We start from the raw sequence: 21,822 nt of genomic DNA on the forward strand, positions 1-21,822 counted from the left end.
CCGTTCTCTCCAGAAAGGTGCGGACCGGCGTGGCCGACCGTCTCATCGTCCGTGGCGCTCGCGAGCACAACCTCAAGAACGTCTCGCTCGACCTCCCGCGTGACTCCCTCATCGTCTTCACCGGGCTCTCGGGGTCGGGCAAGTCCTCCCTCGCGTTCGACACGATCTTCGCCGAGGGGCAGCGCCGGTACGTCGAGTCGCTCTCCTCGTACGCCCGGCAGTTCCTCGGCCAGATGGACAAGCCGGACGTCGACTTCATCGAAGGTCTCTCGCCCGCCGTCTCCATCGACCAGAAGTCGACCTCGCGCAACCCGCGCTCGACGGTCGGCACCATCACGGAGGTCTACGACTACCTCCGCCTGCTCTTCGCCCGCATCGGCAAGCCGCACTGTCCCGAGTGCCGCCGCCCCATCTCCCGCCAGTCGCCGCAGGCCATCGTCGACAAGGTCCTGGACCTCCCCGAGGGCAGTCGCTTCCAGGTGCTCTCCCCGCTCGTGCGCGAGCGGAAGGGCGAGTTCGTCGACCTCTTCGCCGACCTCCAGACCAAGGGCTACAGCCGCGCCCGCGTGGACGGCGTGACCATCCAGCTCAGCGAGCCGCCGACGCTGAAGAAGCAGGAGAAGCACACGATCGAGGTGGTCGTCGACCGCCTCACCGTGAAGGACAGCGCCAAGCGCCGGCTCACCGACTCCGTCGAGACCGCGCTCGGACTCTCCGGCGGCATGGTCGTGCTCGACTTCGTCGACCTCGCCGAGGACGACCCCGAGCGCGAGCGGATGTACTCGGAGCACCTCTACTGCCCGTACGACGACCTGTCCTTCGAGGAGCTGGAGCCGCGCTCCTTCTCCTTCAACTCGCCCTTCGGCGCCTGCCCCGACTGCACCGGCATCGGCACCCGCATGGAGGTCGACCCGGAGCTGATCGTCCCCGACGAGGAGAGGTCCCTCGACGAGGGCGCCATCCACCCCTGGTCGCACGGCCACACCAAGGAGTACTTCGGCCGGCTCATCGGCGGACTCTCCCAGGCCCTCGGCTTCCGCACGGACATCCCGTACGCCGGGCTGCCGCAGCGCGCCAAGAAGGCCCTGATGCACGGCCACAAGACCCAGGTCGAGGTCCGCTACCGGAACCGGTACGGACGCGAGCGGGCGTACACCACCCCGGCCTTCGAGGGTGCCGTCTCCTTCGTCAAGCGGCGGCACACCGAGGCCGAGAGCGACTCCAGCCGCGAGCGCTTCGAGGGCTACATGCGCGAGGTGCCCTGCCCCACCTGCGAGGGCTCCCGCCTCAAGCCGATCGTCCTCGCGGTCACGGTCATGGACCGGTCCATCGCCGAGGTCTCCGCCATGTCCATCAGCGACTGCGCCGAGTTCCTCTCCCGCCTCACGCTCAACGCCCGTGACAAGAAGATCGCCGAGCGGGTCCTCAAGGAGGTCAACGAGCGGCTGCGCTTCCTCGTCGACGTCGGCCTCGACTACCTCTCCCTCAACCGGGCGGCGGGCACGCTCTCCGGCGGAGAGGCCCAGCGCATCCGGCTCGCCACCCAGATCGGCTCCGGCCTGGTCGGCGTGCTGTACGTGCTCGACGAGCCGTCCATCGGCCTCCACCAGCGCGACAACCACCGGCTCATCGAGACCCTGGTCCGGCTCCGGGACATGGGCAACACGCTCATCGTCGTCGAGCACGACGAGGACACCATCAAGGTCGCCGACTGGGTCGTCGACATCGGCCCCGGCGCCGGCGAGCACGGCGGCAAGGTCGTCCACTCCGGCTCCCTCAAGGAGCTCCTCGCCAACGAGGAGTCGATGACCGGGCAGTACCTGTCCGGCCGCAGGGCGATCGCCACCCCGGACATCCGCCGCCCCATGGACCCCGGACGCCGGCTCACCGTGCACGGGGCCCGCGAGAACAACCTGCGGGACATCGACGTCTCCTTCCCGCTGGGCGTCCTCACCGCCGTCACCGGCGTCTCCGGCTCCGGCAAGTCGACCCTGGTCAACGACATCCTCTACACCCACCTGGCGCGCGAGCTGAACGGCGCCAAGTCGGTGCCCGGACGGCACACGCGCGTGGACGGCGACGACCTCGTCGACAAGGTCGTGCACGTCGACCAGTCCCCGATCGGCCGCACCCCGCGGTCGAACCCGGCGACGTACACCGGCGTCTTCGACCACGTCCGCAAGCTCTTCGCCGAGACGATGGAGGCCAAGGTCCGGGGCTACCTGCCCGGCCGCTTCTCCTTCAACGTCAAGGGCGGCCGCTGCGAGAACTGCTCCGGCGACGGCACGATCAAGATCGAGATGAACTTCCTCCCGGACGTCTACGTCCCGTGCGAGGTCTGCCACGGCGACCGGTACAACCGGGAGACCCTGGAGGTCCACTACAAGGGCAAGTCCATCGCCGAAGTCCTGAACATGCCGATCGAGGAGGCCCTCGACTTCTTCGAGGCCGTCCCGACCATCGCCCGGCACCTGCGCACGCTCAACGAGGTCGGACTCGGCTACGTCCGCCTCGGTCAGTCGGCGCCGACGCTCTCGGGCGGCGAGGCGCAGCGCGTGAAGCTCGCCTCCGAGCTCCAGAAGCGCTCGACGGGCCGCACGGTCTACGTCCTCGACGAGCCGACCACCGGTCTCCACTTCGAGGACATCTCGAAGCTGATCAAGGTGCTGTCCAACCTGGTCGACAAGGGAAACTCGGTGATCGTCATCGAGCACAACCTCGATGTCATCAAGACCGCGGACTGGGTCATCGACATGGGCCCCGAGGGCGGCAGCGGCGGCGGCCTGGTGGTCGCCGAGGGCTCGCCGGAGGAGGTCGCCTCGGTCCCGGCGAGCCACACCGGCAAGTTCCTCCGCGAGATCCTCAGCGCCGAGCGGATCAGCGACGCCGCGGGGACGATCCCGGCGGCCCGCGGCTCGAACAAGGCGGCGGCGAAGAAGCCGGCGGCGAAGACGGTGGCGGCGAAGGCCCCCGCCAAGAAGACCGCCACCAAGGCGGTGGCCCCCGCGAAGAAGGCGGCCACGGCCACCAAGACCGCCGCGAAGAAGGCGACGACCCGGGCCCGCGAGGCGTGAGGTCCCGGCAGGGCCCCCGACCGGGGGCCCTGCCGCGCGCCGGGGGCTGCGGCGGCTCGGCCCTGCCCGTACGCCCCGGGCGCTGGCTGTACGGCCAGGGTCCTGCCCTACGAGCTGGGCTCTGCCCGTACGCCCCGGGCCCTGCCCGTACGCCCCAGGCCCGGGTCGTACGCCTCGGGGCCCGGCCCTGCCTCCCGGGTCAGGCCCGGCCGATGGGGTGGGAGAGGGCGCCGGTATCGTCGGGTCGGTCACCCCCTGGGGTGTGTTGTCCCCGATCTCACCGTGGAGCGCTCATGTCCGGCCAGTCCAGCCGCCGCACCGTACTGAAAGGCGCGGCCCTCGCCGGAGCCGCCGGGCTGGGAGTCGCCGCCTGCTCCACGGAGTCCAAGCTCGGCCACGCCGAGGTCCCGACCCCGACCGCCCCGGTGCCCCTCGGCGCCCCGGACGAGATCCCGGTCGGCGGTTCCAAGCTCTACCGCGAGCAGCGGCTCGTCGTGAGCTGCCCCGCCAAGGGCCAGTACAAGGCCTTCAGCGCCCAGTGCACCCACGCCGGCTGTGTCCTCGACAAGGTCGAGGACAACGAGGGCAACTGCCCCTGCCACGGCAGCCGCTTCGACGTGACGACCGGCAAGGCGGTCCAGGGCCCCGCCACCGTCCCGCTCCCCGAGGTCCCGATCCGCGTCGAGGACGGCAAGTTGGTGGCCGGACCCGAGGCCTGACCGCCGGCGTTCACGCCCAGTCCCAGTCGATCCCCAGGATCCCCGGGCGTACCCCCTGCTCCACGAGGTGCACCGTGCGGTGCCGGCCGCTCAGGGTCAGCTCCGCACGGCCGCCGCGCGGCGCCCCCGCCGAGGCCTGCGCGAACCTCCGGCACCGCACCGGCAGCGCCGCATCGTCGAAGCGGACCTGGAGCACGTACTGCCCGCCCGCGAAGCTGAACCCGCGCACGTACTCCCCGCTCGGCCCCGCCGTACCGTCCTCGAAGCCGTACGAGAACAGGTACGTGTCCCCGGCCCGCAGCCGCGCGTCGAAGAGCAGCTCCGCGACGAGCACGCCCGTCCCGGCGTGCCACCGCACCCGCCCCCTCCGGCAGTTCTCCACCGCCCGCACCACCACCCGCGACGGGTCGCAGCCCGGGTCGCCGTGGTGGATGGCGAGATAGCGGTCCACGCCGTCCCGGTGCGCCCGCACCACGTGCTGCGACTCGCGCCCCACCAGCTCCCGCCCCGCCCCGATCCGTACCCGCTCGTGGTGCCCCACCGTGTGCAGCCCGCCGTCCACCGGGGACTCGAGCTCCGCGAGCAGCTCCTCGACCGAGCCCGAGGCCTCCACCAGTGAGCGGTACGAGCGGCCCGCCGGGCGCTCCACCTCGGAACGGGCGGCCGCGTCCTCCGTCAGAAGCCGCAGCAGTGAGTTCCCGGGCAGCTGGAGCACCTCCTCCAGGGCCCGGACGGCCTTCAGGGATTCCGGCCGCTGGGGCCGGCGGGCGCCCTGCTGCCAGTAGCTCAGACTCGTCACCCCGACCTTCACGCCCCGGTGCGCGAGATGGTGCTGCACCCGCTGGAGCGGCAGCCCGCGCACGGCGAGCGCGGTGCGCAGCGCCAGATGGAAGGGGCCGGTGTGCAGCAGCTGCACCAGATCGGCCTCGGTGTGGCTCACGAGGACTCCTCGGTGAACGTTCACGACGGGGGCACGGACCGTCGCGCCGCGAGGGGTGGGCGGGCAGGTGGGCCATGGGAGTCCGTTCACACCCGGGTCACACCGTTCACAGTCCGATGTCACCCCGCATTGAAGCGTGTTGACCCGGTCCCGACAACGGCCGATGCTCCTGACCAGCGTCCGGACGCGCTCCTCCGACTCCCCACATCCCCACCCCCCACCCTGGGAGGAACGCGATGCGCAGAAGACTGATCGACCTCGCGGCACTCGCCGCGGCCGCCCTCTTCCTCGTCCCCACGACCCCGGCCTCCGCCGCCCCCGCCGCACCCGCCGTGCCCGCCGTGCCTGCCGTGCCTGCCGTGCCCGCCGTGCCCGCCGTGACTTCGGACGAGGGTGTCTCCGCCCTCGCCTACAAGCGGCTGAACATCACCATGCAGGCCCAGCAGAAGACCAACTGGTGCTGGGCGGCGAGCGGCAACACCATCGCCACCTGGTACGGCCGGAACTACAGCCAGAACCAGTTCTGCAACGCCGCCTTCAACCGGCAGCAGGGCTACGACTGCCCCAACTGGCAGGCCACGCTCGGCAACGTCCAGACCGGCCTGAGCTGGGCCGGCATCAGCCCCGGCTCGTACGTCGACGGCTGGCTGCGGTACTCGACCGTCCAGACCGAGATCAACGCCGACCGGCCCGTCGAGACCCGCATCCAGTGGTCGAGCGGCGGCGGCCACATGCACGTGATCTACGGCTACGACGACGCGAACAGCTGGGTCTACTGGGGCGACCCCTGGCCCTCCAGCGACCGCTACAACTGGGCCTCGCACGCCTGGTACATCAACAACAACTCCTTCTCCTGGACCCACTCGCTCTACCGGATCGGGGCGTGACCACCATGAACGCACGCGCCACCGCCACCGGCCTCCTCGCCGCCGCGCTCGTCGCCCTCGGAGCGCTCCCCGCGGCCGCCGCCGAGGGGCTGCCGCCCGCGCCGACCCCCGAGAAGGCCGCCTCCGCGCCGCAGACCCTCGACACCCTGTCCCGGTTCTTCGCCCGCGACGGGGCCCTCGCCCGCACGGCGGCCGCACCGCGCGTCGACGGCGCCTCCGTCCCGGTGCGGCTCCTCTCCCCGGACTTCGTCGCCGGGAAGCCGGGGGCACCGGTCGCCCGCGTCGAGTTCCGCGCCAGCAGGGCCGTGGCCTCGGACGGGCAGAAGGCCTCGCTGTGGACGGTGAAGCAGCCGGGCGGCTGGCAGGTGGTGAACATCGCCACCGGCGACGACGAGATCCGGTACGCGGAGATGGGCCGCGGCGGCCTCGTCTTCCGCGAGCCGCAGATCGACGCGTGGTACGTCCAGAAGGGGGCGAAGGTGCTGCCGCTGGACGAGGACGCGGTACGGGCCGTCGGCCGCGACGGGACGAGCCTCACGGCCTACCGGGAGCGGGTCGTACGTGCGTACGGCGACAAGCTGCCGGGCTCCGCGTACGCGCGGAAGGGGGCGGCGGGGGGTTACGAGGCGTCGCCGCGGGACGAGGGGCGGGGTGTCGCGGCGGGTGCGGCTGCGGCGGGTGCGGGCGGGCTGGTGGTCCTGACCCTGGCGTCCCGGACGCTGCGCCGCCGCCGCGCGACCTGACGGCCCCCACCGCCCGCCGCGGGCACCCGCTCCGCCGGACGGTGACGGGCAGTCGCTCCGCCGGGGCGGTGCCCCACCTCCCCGTTGTGGGCAACCGCTCCCCGGGGCGGTGCCCACCCCGTTGGGGGCACCCCTTCGGCCGGGGCGGTGCCCACCCGCCCCCGTTGTGGGCAATCGTTCCGCTGGGGCGGAACGGGTGGGCACAACGGACCCGCGCCCTGCCGGCGCCAGAGGCTTCTGCTCCCTGACCCGCACCACGCGTGCGCCGCACAAGGTGGTGCGGGTCCAGGCTCGGAACGCGGAGGCGCCGCTGGAGGGCGCCGTCCCGTGTGCCCACCCGTCCCGCCCTGCGGGACGATTGCCCACACGGGCGGGGGTGGGCGCCGCCCAGCGCGTGCCCAGCCCACACGGGCGGGGGCGCCGCCCAGTGCGGGCGCGGCCCGCGCGGCGGGTGGGCACCGCCCAGCGTGGGCGCGGCCCACACGCCGGCGTGCCGCTCGACGGCGGCGCGGGTCCGCGTGGTGCGGGTGTGGGCACCGCCCAACGGAGGGTGCGCTCAGCGGGCCAGGTAGCCGCCGTCTACCGGGAGGATCGCGCCCGTCACGAACGACGCCTCCTCCGACGCCAGGAACAGGATCGCCGCCGCCACCTCCTCCGGCGTCCCGAAGCGCCCCATCGGGTGGGCCCGGACGATCTCCGCGAGGTATTCGGGGCCGCCCGGCTCCACGCGCGCGGCGGCCACCCGCTCGGTCTCGATGGTGCCGGGGGCGACCGCGTTGACACGGATGCCGTGCTCCGCCCACTCCACCGCCAGGTGCTTCGTCAGGCCGGTCGCGACGAACTTCGCCGGGCCGTACACCGCCTGCCTCGCCTGGCCGGCCACGCCCGAGATCGACGAGGTGCACACGATGGCCCCGCCGCCCGTGACGAGCATGGCCTCGATCGCGTACTTGCAGGTCAGGAACATGCCCCGGCCGTCGACGGCCATCACCCGGTCGAAGTCCGCCGCCTCGGCCTCCGTGACGGAGAGCAGCGGGATCACGCCCGCGTTCGCCACGAGGACGTCCAGCCGTCCGAAGCGTTCCACGGCCGTGTCGATCATGCGCCGGGCGTCCTCCTCCCGGGAGACGTCCCCCACCACCGGGGTCACGCCCGGGAGGGTCGCGAGGCGGTCCGCGTCGACGTCCGTCGCCACCACCCGCGCCCCCTCCCGCAGGAAGCGTTCCGCGGTCGCCCGGCCGATTCCGCTCGCCGCACCCGTGATCACGCACACCCGGTCCGACAGCCGTCCTGAAGTGTCCTGAGCCATGTCCGGCCAACGAGCGTGCCCGCCCTGAGTGTCGGTCCCCGCCAGTAGGGTGGGGAGCATGGCAGACCCCTCCAGCTACCGCCCCAAGCCGGGTCAGATCCCCGACTCCCCGGGGGTCTACAAGTTCCGCGACGAGCACCGCCGGGTGATCTACGTCGGGAAGGCGAAGTCCCTGCGCCAGCGGCTGGCGAACTACTTCCAGCCGCTGACGAGCCTGCACCCGCGCACGGCCACCATGGTGACGACGGCGGCCTCCGTGGAGTGGACGGTGGTGTCCACCGAGGTCGAGGCCTTGCAGCTGGAGTACTCCTGGATCAAGGAGTTCGACCCCCGGTTCAACGTCAAGTACCGGGACGACAAGAGCTATCCGTACCTCGCCGTGACCATGAACGAGGAGTTCCCCCGCGTCCAGGTCATGCGCGGTCACAAGAAGAAGGGCGTGCGCTACTTCGGGCCGTACGCGCACGCGTGGGCGATCCGCGAGACCGTCGACCTGATGCTGCGGGTGTTTCCCGTGCGGACCTGCTCGGCGGGGGTCTTCAGGAACGCCGCGTCGGCCGGACGGCCCTGCCTGCTCGGGTACATCGGCAAGTGCTCGGCGCCCTGCGTCGGCCGGGTCACGCCCGAGGAGCACCGCGAACTGGCCGAGGACTTCAGCGACTTCATGGCCGGCCGCACCGGCACGTACATCCGCCGGCTCGAGAAGCAGATGATGATCGCGGCCGAGGACATGGAGTACGAGAAGGCCGCCCGGCTGCGCGACGACATAGAGGCCCTGCGCCGGGCCATGGAGAAGAACGCGGTGGTCCTCGCCGACGCCACCGACGCCGACCTGATCGCCCTCGCCGAGGACGAGCTGGAGGCCGCCGTCCAGATCTTCCACGTGCGCGGCGGACGCGTCCGGGGCCAGCGCGGCTGGGTCACGGACAAGGTCGAGGCCGTCGACACGGCGGGGCTCGTCGAGCACGCGCTCCAGCAGCTGTACGGCGAGGAGAGCGGCGACGCCGTCCCCAAGGAGGTCCTGGTCCCGGCGCTGCCCGAGGACACGGAGTCGGTCTCCGCCTGGCTCTCCGGCCGCCGCGGCTCCCTCGTCTCGCTGCGCGTCCCGCAGCGCGGCGACAAGAAGGACCTGATGGAGACCGTCGCGCGCAACGCCCAGCAGGCGCTCGTCCTGCACAAGACCAAGCGCGCCAGCGATCTCACCACCCGCTCCCGGGCCCTGGAGGAGATCGCCGAGGCCCTGGACCTGGACTCGGCGCCGCTGCGGATCGAGTGCTTCGACATCTCGCACCTCCAGGGCGAGGACGTCGTCGCCTCGATGGTCGTCTTCGAGGACGGGCTGCCCCGCAAGAGCGAGTACCGCCGCTTCCAGATCAAGGGCTTCGAGGGCCAGGACGACGTCCGGTCCATGCACGAGGTGATCAGCCGCCGCTTCAAGCGCTACCTCGCCGAGAAGGACCGTACGGGGGAGTGGGGCCCGGTCGGCGACGGCGAGGTCCCCGCCGGCGGTGAGGTCCCCGCCGAGGACGCCCAGGACGACGGGCGGCCCAAGCGCTTCGCGTACCCGCCGCAGCTCGTCGTCGTCGACGGCGGGCAGCCGCAGGTCGCCGCGGCCCGCCGCGCCCTGGACGAGCTCGGCATCGACGACGTCGCGGTCTGCGGCCTCGCCAAGCGCCTGGAGGAGGTCTGGCTGCCCGGCGAGGACGACCCGGTGGTCCTGCCCCGGTCCAGCGAAGGGCTCTATCTGCTCCAGCGGGTGCGTGACACGGCTCACGACTTCGCCATCCGCTATCAGCGGTCCAAGCGGACCAAACGCCTCCGGACCAGCCCGCTCGACGCCGTCCCCGGCCTCGGGGAGTCGCGCAAACAGGCTTTGATCAAGCATTTCGGCTCGGTGAAGCGGCTGAAGCAGGCGACAATCGAGCAGATCTGTGAGGTCCCCGGCTTCGGCCGGAAGACCGCGGAGGCGGTCGCCGTGGCCCTGGCCCAGGCGGCCCCCGCCGCACCCGCCGTGAACACGGCCACAGGAGAGATCATGGAAGACGACGGGGGCACCACCGCATGACCGAGCACCACACGCACGACGAGCACGACCGAGAAGACGGAGCAGGACACGTGAGTACGGGCACGAAGGAGACCCCCGGCGACAACGGCGCCGAGGCGGCCATTCCCGAGCTGGTGATCATCTCCGGCATGTCCGGAGCCGGCCGGTCCACCGCGGCGAAGTGCCTGGAGGACCTCGGCTGGTTCGTCGTGGACAATCTGCCGCCCGCGCTGATCCCCACCATGGTGGAGCTCGGCGCCCGCTCCCAGGGCAATGTCGCCCGGATCGCCGTCGTCGTGGACGTCCGCGGCCGGCAGTTCTTCGACAACCTCAGGGAGTCCCTCGCCGACCTGGACGCCAAGCAGGTCACCCGCCGGATCGTCTTCCTTGAGTCCTCCGACGAGGCCCTGGTCCGGCGCTTCGAGTCGGTCCGCAGGCCGCACCCGCTCCAGGGCGACGGCCGCATCACCGACGGCATCGCCGCCGAGCGCGACCTGCTGCGTGAGCTGCGCGGCGACGCCGACCTGGTGATCGACACCTCCAGCCTCAACGTCCACGAGCTGCGCGCCAAGATGGACGCCCAGTTCGCCGGCGACGAGGAGCCCGAGCTCCGGGCCACCGTGATGTCCTTCGGCTTCAAGTACGGCCTGCCGGTCGACGCCGACCTCGTCGTCGACATGCGCTTCCTGCCGAACCCGCACTGGGTCCCCGAGCTGCGCCCCTTCACCGGCCTCAACGAGGAGGTGTCGAACTACGTCTACAACCAGCCGGGCGCCAAGGAGTTCCTCGACCGCTACACCGAGCTGCTCCAGCTGATCGCCGCGGGCTACCGCCGCGAGGGCAAGCGGTACGTGACCATCGCCGTGGGCTGCACGGGCGGCAAGCACCGCTCCGTCGCCACCGCCGAGCGCCTCGCCGCCCGCCTCGCCTCCGAAGGGGTCGAGACCGTCGTCGTCCACCGGGACATGGGGCGCGAGTGAAGCCGTACCGTCGGCGTACCTCCACCCTCGCGGTGCGGCGTACGCTCCGCAGGCGCGGCGCCCAGCCCAAGGTGGTCGCGCTGGGCGGCGGCATGGGCCTGTCGGCCTCCCTCGCCGCGCTCCGCCGGATCACCGGCGACCTCACCGCCGTCGTCACCGTCGCCGACGACGGGGGATCCAGCGGCCGGCTCCGGGAGGAGCTCGGCGTGCTGCCCCCCGGCGACCTCCGCAAGGCGCTCGCCGCGCTCTGCGGCGACGACGACTGGGGCCAGACCTGGGCCCGGGTGATCCAGCACCGCTTCCAGTCCAAGGGCGAGATCAACGGCCACGCCGTCGGCAATCTGCTGATCGTCGCCCTCTGGGAGCAGCTCGGCGACCCCGTCCAGGCCCTCGACCTGGTCGGCCGGCTGCTCGGCGCCCAGGGCCGGGTGCTGCCCATGTCCGCCGTGCCCCTGGAGCTCCAGGCCCTGGTCAGGGGCCACGACCCGGAGCGCCCGGACGACGTGGACACGGTGCGCGGGCAGGCGACCGTGGCGCTCACCCCCGGTGAGGTGCAGTCCGTGCACCTCGTGCCGCACGACCCGCCGGCCGTGCCCGAGGCGGTCGCCGCCGTCCTGGACGCGGACTGGGTGGTGCTCGGTCCCGGCTCCTGGTTCTCCTCGGTGATCCCGCACCTCCTGGTCCCCGAGCTCCTCGACGCCCTGGTCGAGACGAAGGCCCGGAAGGTGCTGTCGCTGAACCTCGCGCCGCAGCCCGGAGAAACCGAGGGCTTCTCCCCGCAGCGTCATTTGGAGGTTTTGGGACGACACGCCCCTAAACTCGCCCTGGACGTGGTGCTGGCCGACGAGGCCGCCGTGCCCGACCGCGAGTCCCTCGCCGATGCCGCCAAGCGGCTCGGTGCCGCGGTCGAGCTGGCGCCGGTGGCCGGGCCCGACGGCTCCGCGAAGCATGACCCGGAGCTGTTGGCCGCCGCGTACGACCGTATTTTTCGGATGCATGGAAGGATCGGCCCATGGCGATGACGGCAGCGGTGAAGGACGAGATCTCCCGGCTTCCCGTCACCCGGACCTGCTGCAGGAAGGCAGAGGTCTCGTCGATCCTGCGGTTCGCGGGCGGGCTGCACCTGGTGAGCGGCCGCATCGTGATCGAGGCGGAGCTGGACACCGCGATGGCGGCCCGCCGCCTCAAGCGGGACATCCTGGAGATCTTCGGGCACAGCTCCGAGCTGATCGTGATGGCCCCCGGCGGGCTGCGGCGCGGCTCGCGCTTCGTGGTGCGGGTGGTGGCCGGCGGCGACCAGCTGGCCCGGCAGACGGGTCTCGTGGACGGCCGCGGCCGCCCCATCCGGGGTCTTCCCCCACAGGTGGTCTCCGGCGCGACCTGTGACGCCGAGGCGGCCTGGCGCGGCGCGTTCCTCGCGCACGGCTCGCTGACCGAGCCCGGCCGCTCCTCCTCCCTGGAGGTGACCTGCCCGGGTCCGGAGGCCGCCCTCGCGCTGGTCGGCGCGGCCCGCCGGCTCTCCATCGCGGCGAAGGCCCGGGAGGTGCGGGGCGTGGACCGGGTCGTCGTCCGTGACGGCGACGCGATCGGCGCGCTCCTCACCCGGCTCGGCGCGCACGAGTCGGTGCTCGCCTGGGAGGAGCGGCGGATGCGGCGCGAGGTCCGCGCCACCGCCAACCGCCTGGCGAACTTCGACGACGCCAACCTGCGCCGTTCGGCCCGTGCCGCGGTCGCCGCGGGTGCCCGGGTGCAGCGCGCCCTGGAGATCCTCGGCGAGGAGGTGCCCGAGCACCTCGCCGCCGCCGGCCGGCTCCGCATGGAGCACAAGCAGGCCTCCCTGGAGGAGCTGGGCGCGCTCGCCGACCCGCCGCTGACCAAGGACGCCGTGGCCGGCCGGATCCGCCGGCTCCTCGCGATGGCCGACAAGCGGGCGCAGGACCTGGGCATCCCCGGGACCGAGTCCAACCTGACGGAGGAGCTCGACGACAGCCTGGTCGGCTGACCCCGAGCCGTCGCCGTACGGAAGCGGGAACGCGGACGTACGGAACCTCGAACTCCGCGCTGCCGGTGCCTTTCTGAGGCACCGGCAGCTTTTTCGTACACCCGCGAGGCACCCTTGACAGTCCCATGAGCGCCCAAGAGCCTGGCGTCTGTTCGCCTTCGTGACAGACAACAGCAAGGGGGGCTCATGAGACGCAGAGCGAGATCGATCCTCGCCGCGGCTTCACTGCTGATCGCCGGAGTGGCGGCGGCACCCGTCGCCGGAGCACAGCCGAACGACCGGGACGGCGGGGACGCCCTCTCCGTCTGGCGCGCCGAGGTCACCCAGGAGCAGGTTCCGCTGCTCCTGGAGGCCGGCGCCGACGCCCATGAACTCACCGAGCAGGTCCCGGCGAAGGGCTCAGCGACGGTCGAGCTCTTCCTCACCGGCCGGCAGGCCGGGCGGCTGCGCGGCCAGGGCGTCGAGATCGCCGAGCACAACCTCACCGCGCAGGCCGAGAAGCGGGTCGCCGCGGCCGGGGACGGCGTCTTCCGCCCGTACGGAGGCCCGAACGGCCTCAAGCAGGAGATCCTGGACACCGCGCGGGCCAACCCCGGCCTCACCAAGGTCGTCTCCATCGGCAAGACCGTCAACGGGCAGGACATCCTCGCCCTCAAGCTGACCAAGGGCGCGCGGAAGGCCAAGGACGGCTCGAAGCCCGCCACGCTGTACATGTCCAACCAGCACGCGCGCGAGTGGATCACCCCGGAGATGACCCGGCGGCTGATGCACCACTACCTCGACCACTACGGCAAGGACGAGCGGATCACCCGCATCGTCGACTCCACCGAGCTGTGGTTCGTGCTCTCCGCCAACCCGGACGGCTACGACTACACGCATGCCGACCCGGCCAACCGGCAGTGGCGCAAGAACCTCCACGACAACGACGGCGACGGGAGGATCGGCCCCGGCGACGGCGTCGACCTCAACCGCAACTTCGCCTACAAGTGGGGCTACGACAACGAGGGTTCGTCCCCCGACCCGGCCGACGAGACCTTCCGCGGCAAGGGCCCCATGTCGGAGCCCGAGACGAGGGCCCTCGACGCCTTCCAGAAGCGGATCGGCTTCGCGTACGGCGTCAACTACCACTCGGCCGCCCAACTCCTGCTGTACGGCGTCGGCTGGCAGGTCGCCACCGACACCCCCGACGACGTGGCCCTCAAGGCCCTCGCCGGCACCCCGCAGAACTCCGCCGTGCCCGGCTACCGGCCGCAGGTCTCCTCGGAGCTGTACATCACCAACGGCGAGGCGGACGGGCACGCCGCCAACGTCAACGGGATGCAGATGTTCACCCCGGAGATGTCGACCTGCGCCACCGCCTCCCGCGTCGACCCGAACGACGCGTGGAACCCGGGCGACTGCGCCTCCGTCTTCACCTTCCCCGACGACGAGAAGCTGATCCAGGCCGAGTTCGCCAAGAACATCCCCTTCGCGCTCGCCGTCGCCGAGACGGCCGCCCACCCGGACCGGCCCGTCTCCCCGGTCGGCATCGACGCCCCGGACCTCACCCCGAAGACCTTCACCACCTCCTACGCCCGCGGCGCGGAGCAGGAGGTCGCCGTCACCGCCCGCAAGTCGCTGCGCGGCAAGACCCTGAAGTACCGGATCAACGGCGGCCGCACCCACAGCGAGGAGCTCGACGCCTGGAAGGGCGGCGAGACCTTCGGCGGCGACGACAACCTCTACTTCGACGAGTACCGCGCCGAGGTCGAGGGAGCCCGCCCCGGCGACTCCGTCGAGGTCTGGTTCACCGCCCGCACCCGTGAGGGCCGGGCCACCTCCTCCGCCCCCTTCACGTACAAGGTCGCCGAGCGGCCCCGCGGCGACGTGCTCGTCCTCGCCGACGAGGGCGGCACCACGGCGGCCACCCACACCGCCGCGTACGTCCAGGCGCTCGCCGGCAACGGCCGCAAGGCCGCCGTCTGGGACGTCGCCACCCAGGGCGCCCCGGACGCCCTCGGCGTCCTCTCCCACTTCCGCACCGTCGTCTGGTACACCGCCGCGGAGCGCCCCTCCGGCGGCGCCCAGCTCGCCGTCCGCGCCTACCTCAACGAGGGCGGCAAGCTGATCAACGCCGGTGAGAAGTCCGGCGGGCTCACCCAGGTCGGCCGGGCCGAGTCCAACGACTTCGCCCAGTACTACCTCGGCGCCTACCACCGCGCGGGCCTCAAGAACCCGCCCGCCTTCGCCGGCACGGGCGCCTTCGCGGGCACCGGCGCCACGCTCGGCGCCGTCGCCGACAACCCGCTCGACAACGCGGGCGCGTACACCGTCACCTCGGACACGCTGAAGCCGGAGCAGTTCCCGCAGTTCGCGAGCAGCGCCTCCGCCGGCGACTACCCGGGCATCCGCACCCCCTTCGAGCCCGCCGAGGGCACGTCCTTCGCGGCCGTCAAGCACGCCGACGACACCTGGGCCCGGCTCGCCAGGACCGTCGACCTCACCGGCGTCGCCGCCGCCTCGAAGCCGCGCCTGGACTTCCAGGTCAGCTACGACACCGAGCCCGGCTACGACAACCTCGTCGTCGAGGCCCACACCGTCGGCCAGGACGACTGGACGACCCTGCCCGACGCCAACGGCGGCACCTCCGCCGAGCCCCCGGCCGACTGCGGCGAGGGCTACTACCTCCGCGGCCACCCCTTCCTCGCCCACTACCTCACCGTCGGCGAGGACGGCTGCGCGGCCACCGGCACCACCGGCGCCTGGAACGCCTTCACCGGCCCCTCCAACGGCTGGCGGCAGGCCTCCGTCGACCTGAGCGCCTGGGCGGGCAAGAAGGTCGAGCTCGCCGTCTCGTACATCTCGGACCCCGGTACGGGAGAGATGGGCGCCTTCGTCGACGACACCCGGCTCGTCACCGGGACCACCACCGAGGCGGAGGGCTTCGAGACCTCCCTCGGCGCCTGGTCCGCTCCGGGCGCCCCGGCCGGCAGCCCCGGCAACGCCTCCGACTGGACGCGCTCCGGGGCCCTCTTCCACTCCCAGGCCGCGGTCACCACCCGCGACACCGTCCTCCTCGGCTTCGGCCTGGAGCACGTGCCCGGCACGGCGGAGCGCGCACGGCTCCTCGGCCGCGCCCTCGGGGCTCTCCGGCGCTGACGGAGAGTAGCGGGGACAAAGGTCCCAAGGCGGCCCGTACCCGTTGGTAGGCACGGGCCGTCGGCCGTTTTCCCTCACTTTCCGGGCTCGTACGGCTGCGCGCGATGTCACTCGCGGGCAGCCGGGGAGGTAGGGTCGTAAGCGGTCGGGGACATCCCAAAAAACAAAAATCTCGCCGGCGTCGATACACCGGCGTTCCTAACGAGGAGATCGGTTCGTGACGATCCGCGTAGGCATCAACGGCTTTGGCCGCATCGGCCGGAACTATTTCCGCGCGCTCCTTGAGCAGGGTGCTGACATCGAGATCGTGGCTGTCAACGACCTGGGTGACACCGCGACCACCGCGCACCTGCTGAAGTACGACACCATCCTGGGCCGCCTCAAGGCCGAGGTGACCCACACCGCCGACACCATCACCGTCGACGGTCACACCATCAAGGTGCTGTCCGAGCGCGACCCGGCCGACATCCCCTGGGGCGACCTGGGCGTCGACATCGTCATCGAGTCGACCGGCATCTTCACGAAGAAGGCCGACGCCGCGAAGCACCTCGCCGGCGGCGCCAAGAAGGTCCTCATCTCGGCTCCGGCCACCGACGAGGACATCACCATCGTCATGGGCGTCAACCAGGACAAGTACGACCCCGCGCAGCACGACGTCATCTCCAACGCGTCCTGCACCACCAACTGTGTCGCGCCGATGGCCAAGGTCCTCGACGAGAACTTCGGCATCGTCAAGGGCCTCATGACGACGGTCCACGCGTACACCAACGACCAGCGCATCCTGGACTTCCCGCACAAGGACCTGCGCCGCGCCCGCGCCGCCGCGGAGAACATCATCCCGACCACGACGGGCGCCGCCAAGGCCACCGCCCTGGTCCTCCCGCAGCTCAAGGGCAAGCTCGACGGCATCGCCATGCGCGTCCCGGTCCCGACCGGTTCCGCCACCGACCTGGTCGTCACCCTCGACCGCGAGGTCACCAAGGACGAGGTCAACGCCGCGTTCAAGAAGGCCGCCGACGGTGGCGACCTCAAGGGCATCCTGTTCTACACCGAGGACCCGATCGTCTCCTCGGACATCGTCAGCGACCCGGCGTCCTGCACCTTCGACGCCTCCCTGACGATGGTCCAGGAAGGCAACACGGTCAAGATCCTCGGCTGGTACGACAACGAGTGGGGCTACTCCAACCGTCTCGTCGACCTCACCGTCTTCGTCGGCGGCCAGCTCTAAGCTTCAGGGCGGGTTTTCGATGGGAGCAGGGCTCGGGCAGCGCAACGTCGCGCTGTGCGAGCCCTGTTTGTGTGCTCCACCGCGTACCAAGGAGTCTGTTAACAGATGAAGACGATCGACGAGCTGCTCGAAGCCGGCGTCGAAGGCAAGCGCGTGTTCGTGCGTGCCGACCTCAACGTGCCGCTCGAAGGCACCAAGATCACCGACGACGGCCGCATCCGCGCCGTCGTCCCCACGGTGAAGGCGCTCGCCGACGCGGGTGCCCGCGTCGTGGTCGCCTCGCACCTGGGCCGCCCCAAGGGTGCCCCGGACCCGGCGTTCTCGCTCGCCCCGGCCGCCACGCGGCTCGGCGAACTGCTGGGCACCGAGGTCGCGTTCGCGACCGACACCGTCGGCGACTCGGCCACGGCGACCGTCGCGGGCCTCGCCGACGGCGACGTGGCCGTCATCGAGAACCTCCGCTTCAACGCCGGCGAGACCTCGAAGGACGACGCCGAGCGCGGCGCCTTCGCGGACGCCCTGGCCTCCCTCGCCGACCTGTACGTCGGCGACGGCTTCGGCGCCGTGCACCGCAAGCACGCCTCGGTCTTCGACCTCCCGGCGCGCCTCCCTCACGCCGCCGGCTACCTCATCGCCACCGAGGTCGGCGTCCTGAAGAAGCTCACGGACGAGGTCCAGCGGCCGTACGTGGTCGTGCTCGGCGGCGCCAAGGTCTCCGACAAGCTCGGTGTGATCGACCACCTCCTGGAGAAGGCCGACCGCATCCTCATCGGCGGCGGCATGGCGTACACCTTCCTCAAGGCCAAGGGCCACGAGGTCGGCATCTCGCTGCTCCAGGAGGACCAGGTCCCGACGGTCCTGGAGTACCTGGCGCGTGCCGAGAAGCGCGGCGTGGAGTTCGTGCTCCCCGTCGACGTGCTGGTCTCGGCCGACTTCCCGGACCTGAAGACCAAGGCTCCGGCCAACCCCACCACGGTCGCCGCGGACGCCATCCCGGCGGACCAGGAGGGCCTGGACATCGGTCCGGAGACCCGTAAGCTCTACGCCTCGAAGCTCGCCGACGCGGCCACCGTCTTCTGGAACGGGCCGATGGGCGTCTTCGAGCACCCCGACTACGCCGAGGGCACCAAGGCCGTCGCCCAGGCGCTCGTCGACTCCCCGGCCTTCACGGTGGTCGGCGGCGGCGACTCCGCCGCGGCCGTCCGGATCCTGGGCTTCGACGAGAATGCCTTCGGCCACATCTCGACCGGCGGCGGCGCCTCCCTCGAATACCTCGAGGGCAAGAAGCTCCCCGGCCTCGTCGCACTGGAGGACTGACCCCCTTATGACCACGCGCACCCCGCTGATGGCGGGCAACTGGAAGATGAACCTCAACCACCTCGAGGCCATCGCCCACGTCCAGAAGCTCGCCTTCGCCCTGACCGACAAGGACTACGACGCCTGTGAGGTCGCGGTCCTGGTTCCCTTCACCGACCTGCGGTCCGTCCAGACCCTGGTCGACGGCGACAAGCTCAAGATCAAGTACGGCGCCCAGGACATCTCGGCGCACGACTCCGGTGCCTACACCGGCGAGATCTCGGGCCTGATGCTGTCCAAGCTGAAGGCCGCCTACGTCGCCGTCGGCCACTCCGAGCGCCGCCAGTACCACGCCGAGAACGACGAGGTCTGCAACGCCAAGGTGAAGGCCGCCTTCAAGCACGGCGTGACCCCGATCCTCTGCGTCGGCGAGGGCCTGGACGTCCGCAAGGCGGGCGACCAGGTCGCGTACACCCTGGCCCAGCTCGACGGCGGTCTGAAGGACGTCCCGGCCGAGCAGGCCGAGACGATCGTGATCGCGTACGAGCCGGTGTGGGCCATCGGCACCGGCGAGGTCGCCACGCCCGAGGACGCCCAGGAGGTCTGCGGGGCGATCCGCGGCCGCCTCGCGGAGCTGTACTCGCAGGAGCTGGCCGACAAGGTCCGCATCCAGTACGGCGGCTCGGTCAAGGCCGGCAACGTCGCCGCGATCATGGCGCAGCCGGACGTCGACGGCGCCCTGGTGGGCGGCGCGGCGCTGGACGCCGACGAGTTCGTCAAGATCGTGCGCTTCCGCGACCAGTGAGTATGCGGTAGCGGAGTTACGTCGTACCCTTGCGGGGGTCGGGCAGGTGCCCGGCCCCCGTCCGTATAAGTCCGAGGAAGTTGGTCCAGCCGTGGTTATGGGGTTCTCGATCGCCCTGATCGTCTTCAGCGCGCTGCTGATGCTGCTCGTGCTGATGCACAAGGGGAAGGGCGGCGGCCTCTCCGACATGTTCGGTGGCGGCATGCAGTCCTCCGTCGGCGGCTCCTCGGTCGCCGAGCGGAACCTTGACCGGATCACGGTCGTGGTCGGTCTGCTCTGGTTCTCCTGCATTGTGGTACTTGGTCTGCTGATGAAGTTGGACCGGTAACTCCAATCACTGGACGCGCGTTGGGCCTTACGTAGACTGGGGCATCTTCGAGCACCATCACGCAGGGAGTTACGACCGTGGCAAGTGGCAACGCGATCCGGGGAAGCCGGGTCGGAGCGGGGCCGATGGGGGAGGCCGAGCGGGGCGAGTCGGCACCGCGCCTCCGCATCTCCTTCTGGTGCTCGAACGGGCACGAGACGCAGCCGAGCTTCGCCAGCGACGCGGCGGTCCCGGATACCTGGGACTGCCCGCGCTGCGGCTTCCCGGCAGGTCAGGACCGGGACAACCCGCCGGACCCGCCGCGCACGGAGCCGTACAAGACCCACCTCGCCTATGTGCGTGAGCGGCGCAGCGACGCGGACGGCGAGGCCATCCTCGCCGAGGCGCTGGCCAAACTGCGCGGCGAGATCTGAAGCGTGGTGTGACGGTGTGACGAACGGGCCTTGCCCGCGAACTCGATTCGCGGGCGGGGCCCGTTCGGCGTTCGCGCCCGCCTTCGCGTCGACCGCTCCCCAGATCAATTAGGTTTGGGGGTGCAGCGGGGCAGACAAGCAGTATTGAGAAGAAGTGGGCGATGTCCGAGATGACCAGCGAAGGCCGTACCAGGCTCAACCGGCTGCCCGAGTGGGCGGCCCTCGGCAAGCACCGTGAGCAGCTGGGCGAGACCCATCTGCGCGAACTGTTCGCCGCCGACCCGGAGCGGGGCACCCGCAACACCCTGCGTGTCGGCGACCTCCACCTGGACTACTCCAAGCACCTCGTCACCGACGAGACGCTGACCCTGCTGCGCGAACTCGCCGCCGTCACCGGCGTCGCCGAGCTCCGCGACGCCATGTTCCGCGGCGAGAAGATCAACACCACCGAGGACCGCGCTGTCCTCCATACCGCGCTGCGCGCCCCCCGCGGGGCCGTCGTCGAGGTCGACGGGGAGAACGTCGTCCCCGGCGTCCACGCCGTCCTCGACCAGATGGGCGCCTTCGCCGACAAGGTCCGCGCGGGCGAGTGGACCGGCCACACCGGCAAGCCGATCAAGAACATCGTGAACATCGGCATCGGCGGCTCCGACCTCGGCCCCGCCATGGCCTACGAGGTCCTGCGCTCCTACACCCGGCGGGACCTGACGTTCCGTTTCGTCTCCAACGTCGACGGCGCCGACCTCCACGAGGCCGTCCGCGACCTCGACCCCGCCGAGACGCTGTTCATCGTCGCCTCGAAGACCTTCACCACCATCGAGACGATCACCAACGCCACCTCCGCCCGCACCTGGCTCCTCACCGGGCTGCGGGCCGGTCAGGAGGCCGTCGCCAAGCACTTCGTGGCCCTCTCGACCAACGCCGAGAAGGTCGAGGAGTTCGGCATCGACACCACGAACATGTTCGAGTTCTGGGACTGGGTCGGCGGCCGCTACTCCTACGACTCCGCCATCGGCCTCTCCCTGATGATCGCCATCGGCCCGGAGCGCTTCCGCGAGATGCTCGACGGCTTCCACCTCGTCGACGAGCACTTCCGCACCGCCGCGCCCGAGGAGAACGCGCCGCTGCTCCTCGGCCTCCTCGGCGTCTGGTACGGCGCCTTCTTCGACGCCCAGTCGCACGCCGTCCTGCCGTACTCCCACTATCTGTCCAAGTTCACCGCCTACCTCCAGCAGCTCGACATGGAGTCCAACGGCAAGTCGGTGGACCGCGAGGGCAAGCGCGTCGACTGGCAGACCGGACCGGTCGTCTGGGGCACCCCCGGGACCAACGGGCAGCACGCCTACTACCAGTTGATCCACCAGGGCACCAAGGTCATCCCCGCCGACTTCATCGGCTTCGCCCGTCCCGTCGACGACCTGCTGCCCGGGCTCGTCGCCCAGCACGACCTGCTCATGGCCAACTTCTTCGCCCAGACCCAGGCGCTCGCCTTCGGCAAGACGCCCGAGGAGGTACGGGCCGAGGGCGTCGCCGAGGAACTCGTCCCGCACAAGACCTTCCAGGGCAACCACCCGACCACCACGATCCTCGCCGAGGCACTCACCCCCTCCGTCCTCGGCCAGCTGATCGCGCTCTACGAGCACAAGGTCTTCGTCCAGGGCGCCATCTGGAACATCGACTCCTTCGACCAGTGGGGCGTCGAACTCGGCAAGGTCCTCGCCAAGAAGATCGAGCCGGTCCTGACGGAGGGCGAGGGAGCCGAGCAGCTCGACAGCTCCACCGCGGGGCTCGTCTCCGTCTACCGCTCGCTGCGCGGACGGTAACCTCCTAATGATGTTGTCAAGCCGTCGCAGTGACGGGTAGGACGCTTTGGTAGCACTGTCCGTCACGGATGAGGGCCCAGAGGACGTTCACGC

Annotated in this window: 17 protein-coding genes; 15 read left to right on the forward strand and 2 right to left on the reverse strand. The window is 71.2% G+C overall.

Features of this window, described 5'->3' with window-relative positions; all coding sequences use genetic code 11:
* Positions 1-29: 29 nt before the first annotated feature.
* Together uvrA and AC07AW_RS12005 are read left to right on the forward strand one after the other, a co-directional pair.
* Positions 30-3,074, forward strand: a complete 3,045-nt coding sequence (gene uvrA / locus AC07AW_RS12000) for an excinuclease ABC subunit UvrA (protein WP_478815284.1) — start codon at positions 30-32, stop codon at positions 3,072-3,074.
* Positions 3,075-3,367: 293 nt separating this feature from the next.
* Positions 3,368-3,793, forward strand: coding sequence for a Rieske (2Fe-2S) protein (locus AC07AW_RS12005; protein WP_478815285.1), 426 nt, complete (start codon positions 3,368-3,370; stop codon positions 3,791-3,793).
* A gap of 10 nt (positions 3,794-3,803) precedes the next feature.
* Here AC07AW_RS12005 and AC07AW_RS12010 read toward each other — a convergent pair whose 3' ends face one another.
* Positions 3,804-4,733, reverse strand: coding sequence for a hypothetical protein (locus tag AC07AW_RS12010; protein ID WP_478815286.1), 930 nt, complete (start codon positions 4,731-4,733; stop codon positions 3,804-3,806).
* Between the two features lie 236 nt (positions 4,734-4,969).
* Between AC07AW_RS12010 and AC07AW_RS12015 the strand changes: the two genes are divergently transcribed.
* The gene (locus tag AC07AW_RS12015; RefSeq protein WP_478815287.1) at positions 4,970-5,620 is read left to right on the forward strand and encodes a papain-like cysteine protease family protein; all 651 of its coding nucleotides are present in this window, start codon (positions 4,970-4,972) and stop codon (positions 5,618-5,620) included.
* Positions 5,621-5,625: 5 nt separating this feature from the next.
* The gene (locus AC07AW_RS12020; RefSeq protein ID WP_478815344.1) at positions 5,626-6,363 is read left to right on the forward strand and encodes a hypothetical protein; all 738 of its coding nucleotides are present in this window, start codon (positions 5,626-5,628) and stop codon (positions 6,361-6,363) included.
* A 556-nt stretch (positions 6,364-6,919) separates the two neighbouring features.
* On the opposite strand, the gene AC07AW_RS12025 is transcribed toward AC07AW_RS12020, so the two are convergent.
* Positions 6,920-7,672 carry an SDR family NAD(P)-dependent oxidoreductase gene (locus AC07AW_RS12025; protein ID WP_478815288.1) on the reverse strand — a complete coding sequence of 251 codons (753 nt, stop codon included), beginning with the start codon at positions 7,670-7,672 and terminating at the stop codon, positions 6,920-6,922.
* Positions 7,673-7,730: 58 nt separating this feature from the next.
* On the opposite strand from AC07AW_RS12025, the gene uvrC reads away from it, so the two are divergent.
* The 11 genes from uvrC to pgi all read left to right on the forward strand — a co-directional run bounded on the left by uvrC (position 7,731) and on the right by pgi (position 21,729).
* Positions 7,731-9,737, forward strand: coding sequence for an excinuclease ABC subunit UvrC (gene uvrC, locus AC07AW_RS12030; protein ID WP_478815289.1), 2,007 nt, complete (start codon positions 7,731-7,733; stop codon positions 9,735-9,737).
* A complete protein-coding gene (gene rapZ / locus AC07AW_RS12035) occupies positions 9,734-10,696 on the forward strand; it encodes an RNase adapter RapZ (RefSeq protein WP_352019132.1) in 963 nt (320 codons plus the stop codon). The genes uvrC and rapZ overlap by 4 nt, the downstream gene beginning before the upstream one ends.
* A complete protein-coding gene (locus AC07AW_RS12040; protein WP_392153201.1) occupies positions 10,693-11,718 on the forward strand; it encodes a gluconeogenesis factor YvcK family protein in 1,026 nt (341 codons plus the stop codon). The genes rapZ and AC07AW_RS12040 overlap by 4 nt, the downstream gene beginning before the upstream one ends.
* Positions 11,709-12,698, forward strand: a complete 990-nt coding sequence (gene whiA, locus AC07AW_RS12045) for a DNA-binding protein WhiA (protein ID WP_030205188.1) — start codon at positions 11,709-11,711, stop codon at positions 12,696-12,698. The genes AC07AW_RS12040 and whiA overlap by 10 nt, the downstream gene beginning before the upstream one ends.
* Before the next feature lie 186 nt (positions 12,699-12,884).
* Positions 12,885-15,836: a M14 family metallopeptidase gene (locus AC07AW_RS12050; RefSeq protein ID WP_478815290.1), complete on the forward strand. Its 2,952-nt coding sequence runs from the start codon at positions 12,885-12,887 to the stop codon at positions 15,834-15,836.
* Between the two features lie 217 nt (positions 15,837-16,053).
* Positions 16,054-17,064: a type I glyceraldehyde-3-phosphate dehydrogenase gene (gene gap / locus AC07AW_RS12055; protein ID WP_392153204.1), complete on the forward strand. Its 1,011-nt coding sequence runs from the start codon at positions 16,054-16,056 to the stop codon at positions 17,062-17,064.
* Between the two features lie 105 nt (positions 17,065-17,169).
* Positions 17,170-18,381 (forward strand): phosphoglycerate kinase, encoded by a 1,212-nt coding sequence (locus AC07AW_RS12060; protein ID WP_478815291.1) that lies wholly within the window; start codon positions 17,170-17,172, stop codon positions 18,379-18,381.
* 7 nt (positions 18,382-18,388) lie between these two features.
* On the forward strand, positions 18,389-19,165 hold the full coding sequence (gene tpiA, locus AC07AW_RS12065; RefSeq protein ID WP_478815292.1) for a triose-phosphate isomerase: 777 nt from the start codon (positions 18,389-18,391) through the stop codon (positions 19,163-19,165).
* 97 nt (positions 19,166-19,262) lie between these two features.
* Complete coding sequence (gene secG / locus AC07AW_RS12070; protein WP_086827885.1) at positions 19,263-19,493, forward strand: preprotein translocase subunit SecG; 231 nt, start codon at positions 19,263-19,265, stop codon at positions 19,491-19,493.
* A gap of 77 nt (positions 19,494-19,570) precedes the next feature.
* On the forward strand, positions 19,571-19,906 hold the full coding sequence (locus AC07AW_RS12075; protein WP_078908267.1) for an RNA polymerase-binding protein RbpA: 336 nt from the start codon (positions 19,571-19,573) through the stop codon (positions 19,904-19,906).
* Between the two features lie 161 nt (positions 19,907-20,067).
* A complete protein-coding gene (pgi, locus tag AC07AW_RS12080) occupies positions 20,068-21,729 on the forward strand; it encodes a glucose-6-phosphate isomerase (protein WP_478815293.1) in 1,662 nt (553 codons plus the stop codon).
* Positions 21,730-21,822 lie beyond the last annotated feature (93 nt).

The organism is Streptomyces sp. NPDC044003 (genome assembly GCF_056435185.1).

Bases quoted from the DNA above. Each gene is read 5' to 3' on its own strand.
- AC07AW_RS12005 (WP_478815285.1), top strand. From the start codon at position 3,368: ATGTCCGGCCAGTCCAGCCGCCGCACCGTACTGAAAGGCGCGGCCCTC.
- AC07AW_RS12015 (WP_478815287.1), top strand. From the start codon at position 4,970: ATGCGCAGAAGACTGATCGACCTCGCGGCACTCGCCGCGGCCGCCCTC.
- AC07AW_RS12020 (WP_478815344.1), top strand. From the start codon at position 5,626: ATGAACGCACGCGCCACCGCCACCGGCCTCCTCGCCGCCGCGCTCGTC.
- AC07AW_RS12025 (WP_478815288.1), bottom strand. From the start codon at position 7,672: ATGGCTCAGGACACTTCAGGACGGCTGTCGGACCGGGTGTGCGTGATC.
- uvrC (WP_478815289.1), top strand. From the start codon at position 7,731: ATGGCAGACCCCTCCAGCTACCGCCCCAAGCCGGGTCAGATCCCCGAC.
- rapZ (WP_352019132.1), top strand. From the start codon at position 9,734: ATGACCGAGCACCACACGCACGACGAGCACGACCGAGAAGACGGAGCA.
- whiA (WP_030205188.1), top strand. From the start codon at position 11,709: ATGGCGATGACGGCAGCGGTGAAGGACGAGATCTCCCGGCTTCCCGTC.
- AC07AW_RS12050 (WP_478815290.1), top strand. From the start codon at position 12,885: ATGAGACGCAGAGCGAGATCGATCCTCGCCGCGGCTTCACTGCTGATC.
- AC07AW_RS12060 (WP_478815291.1), top strand. From the start codon at position 17,170: ATGAAGACGATCGACGAGCTGCTCGAAGCCGGCGTCGAAGGCAAGCGC.
- tpiA (WP_478815292.1), top strand. From the start codon at position 18,389: ATGACCACGCGCACCCCGCTGATGGCGGGCAACTGGAAGATGAACCTC.
- secG (WP_086827885.1), top strand. From the start codon at position 19,263: ATGGGGTTCTCGATCGCCCTGATCGTCTTCAGCGCGCTGCTGATGCTG.
- pgi (WP_478815293.1), top strand. From the start codon at position 20,068: ATGTCCGAGATGACCAGCGAAGGCCGTACCAGGCTCAACCGGCTGCCC.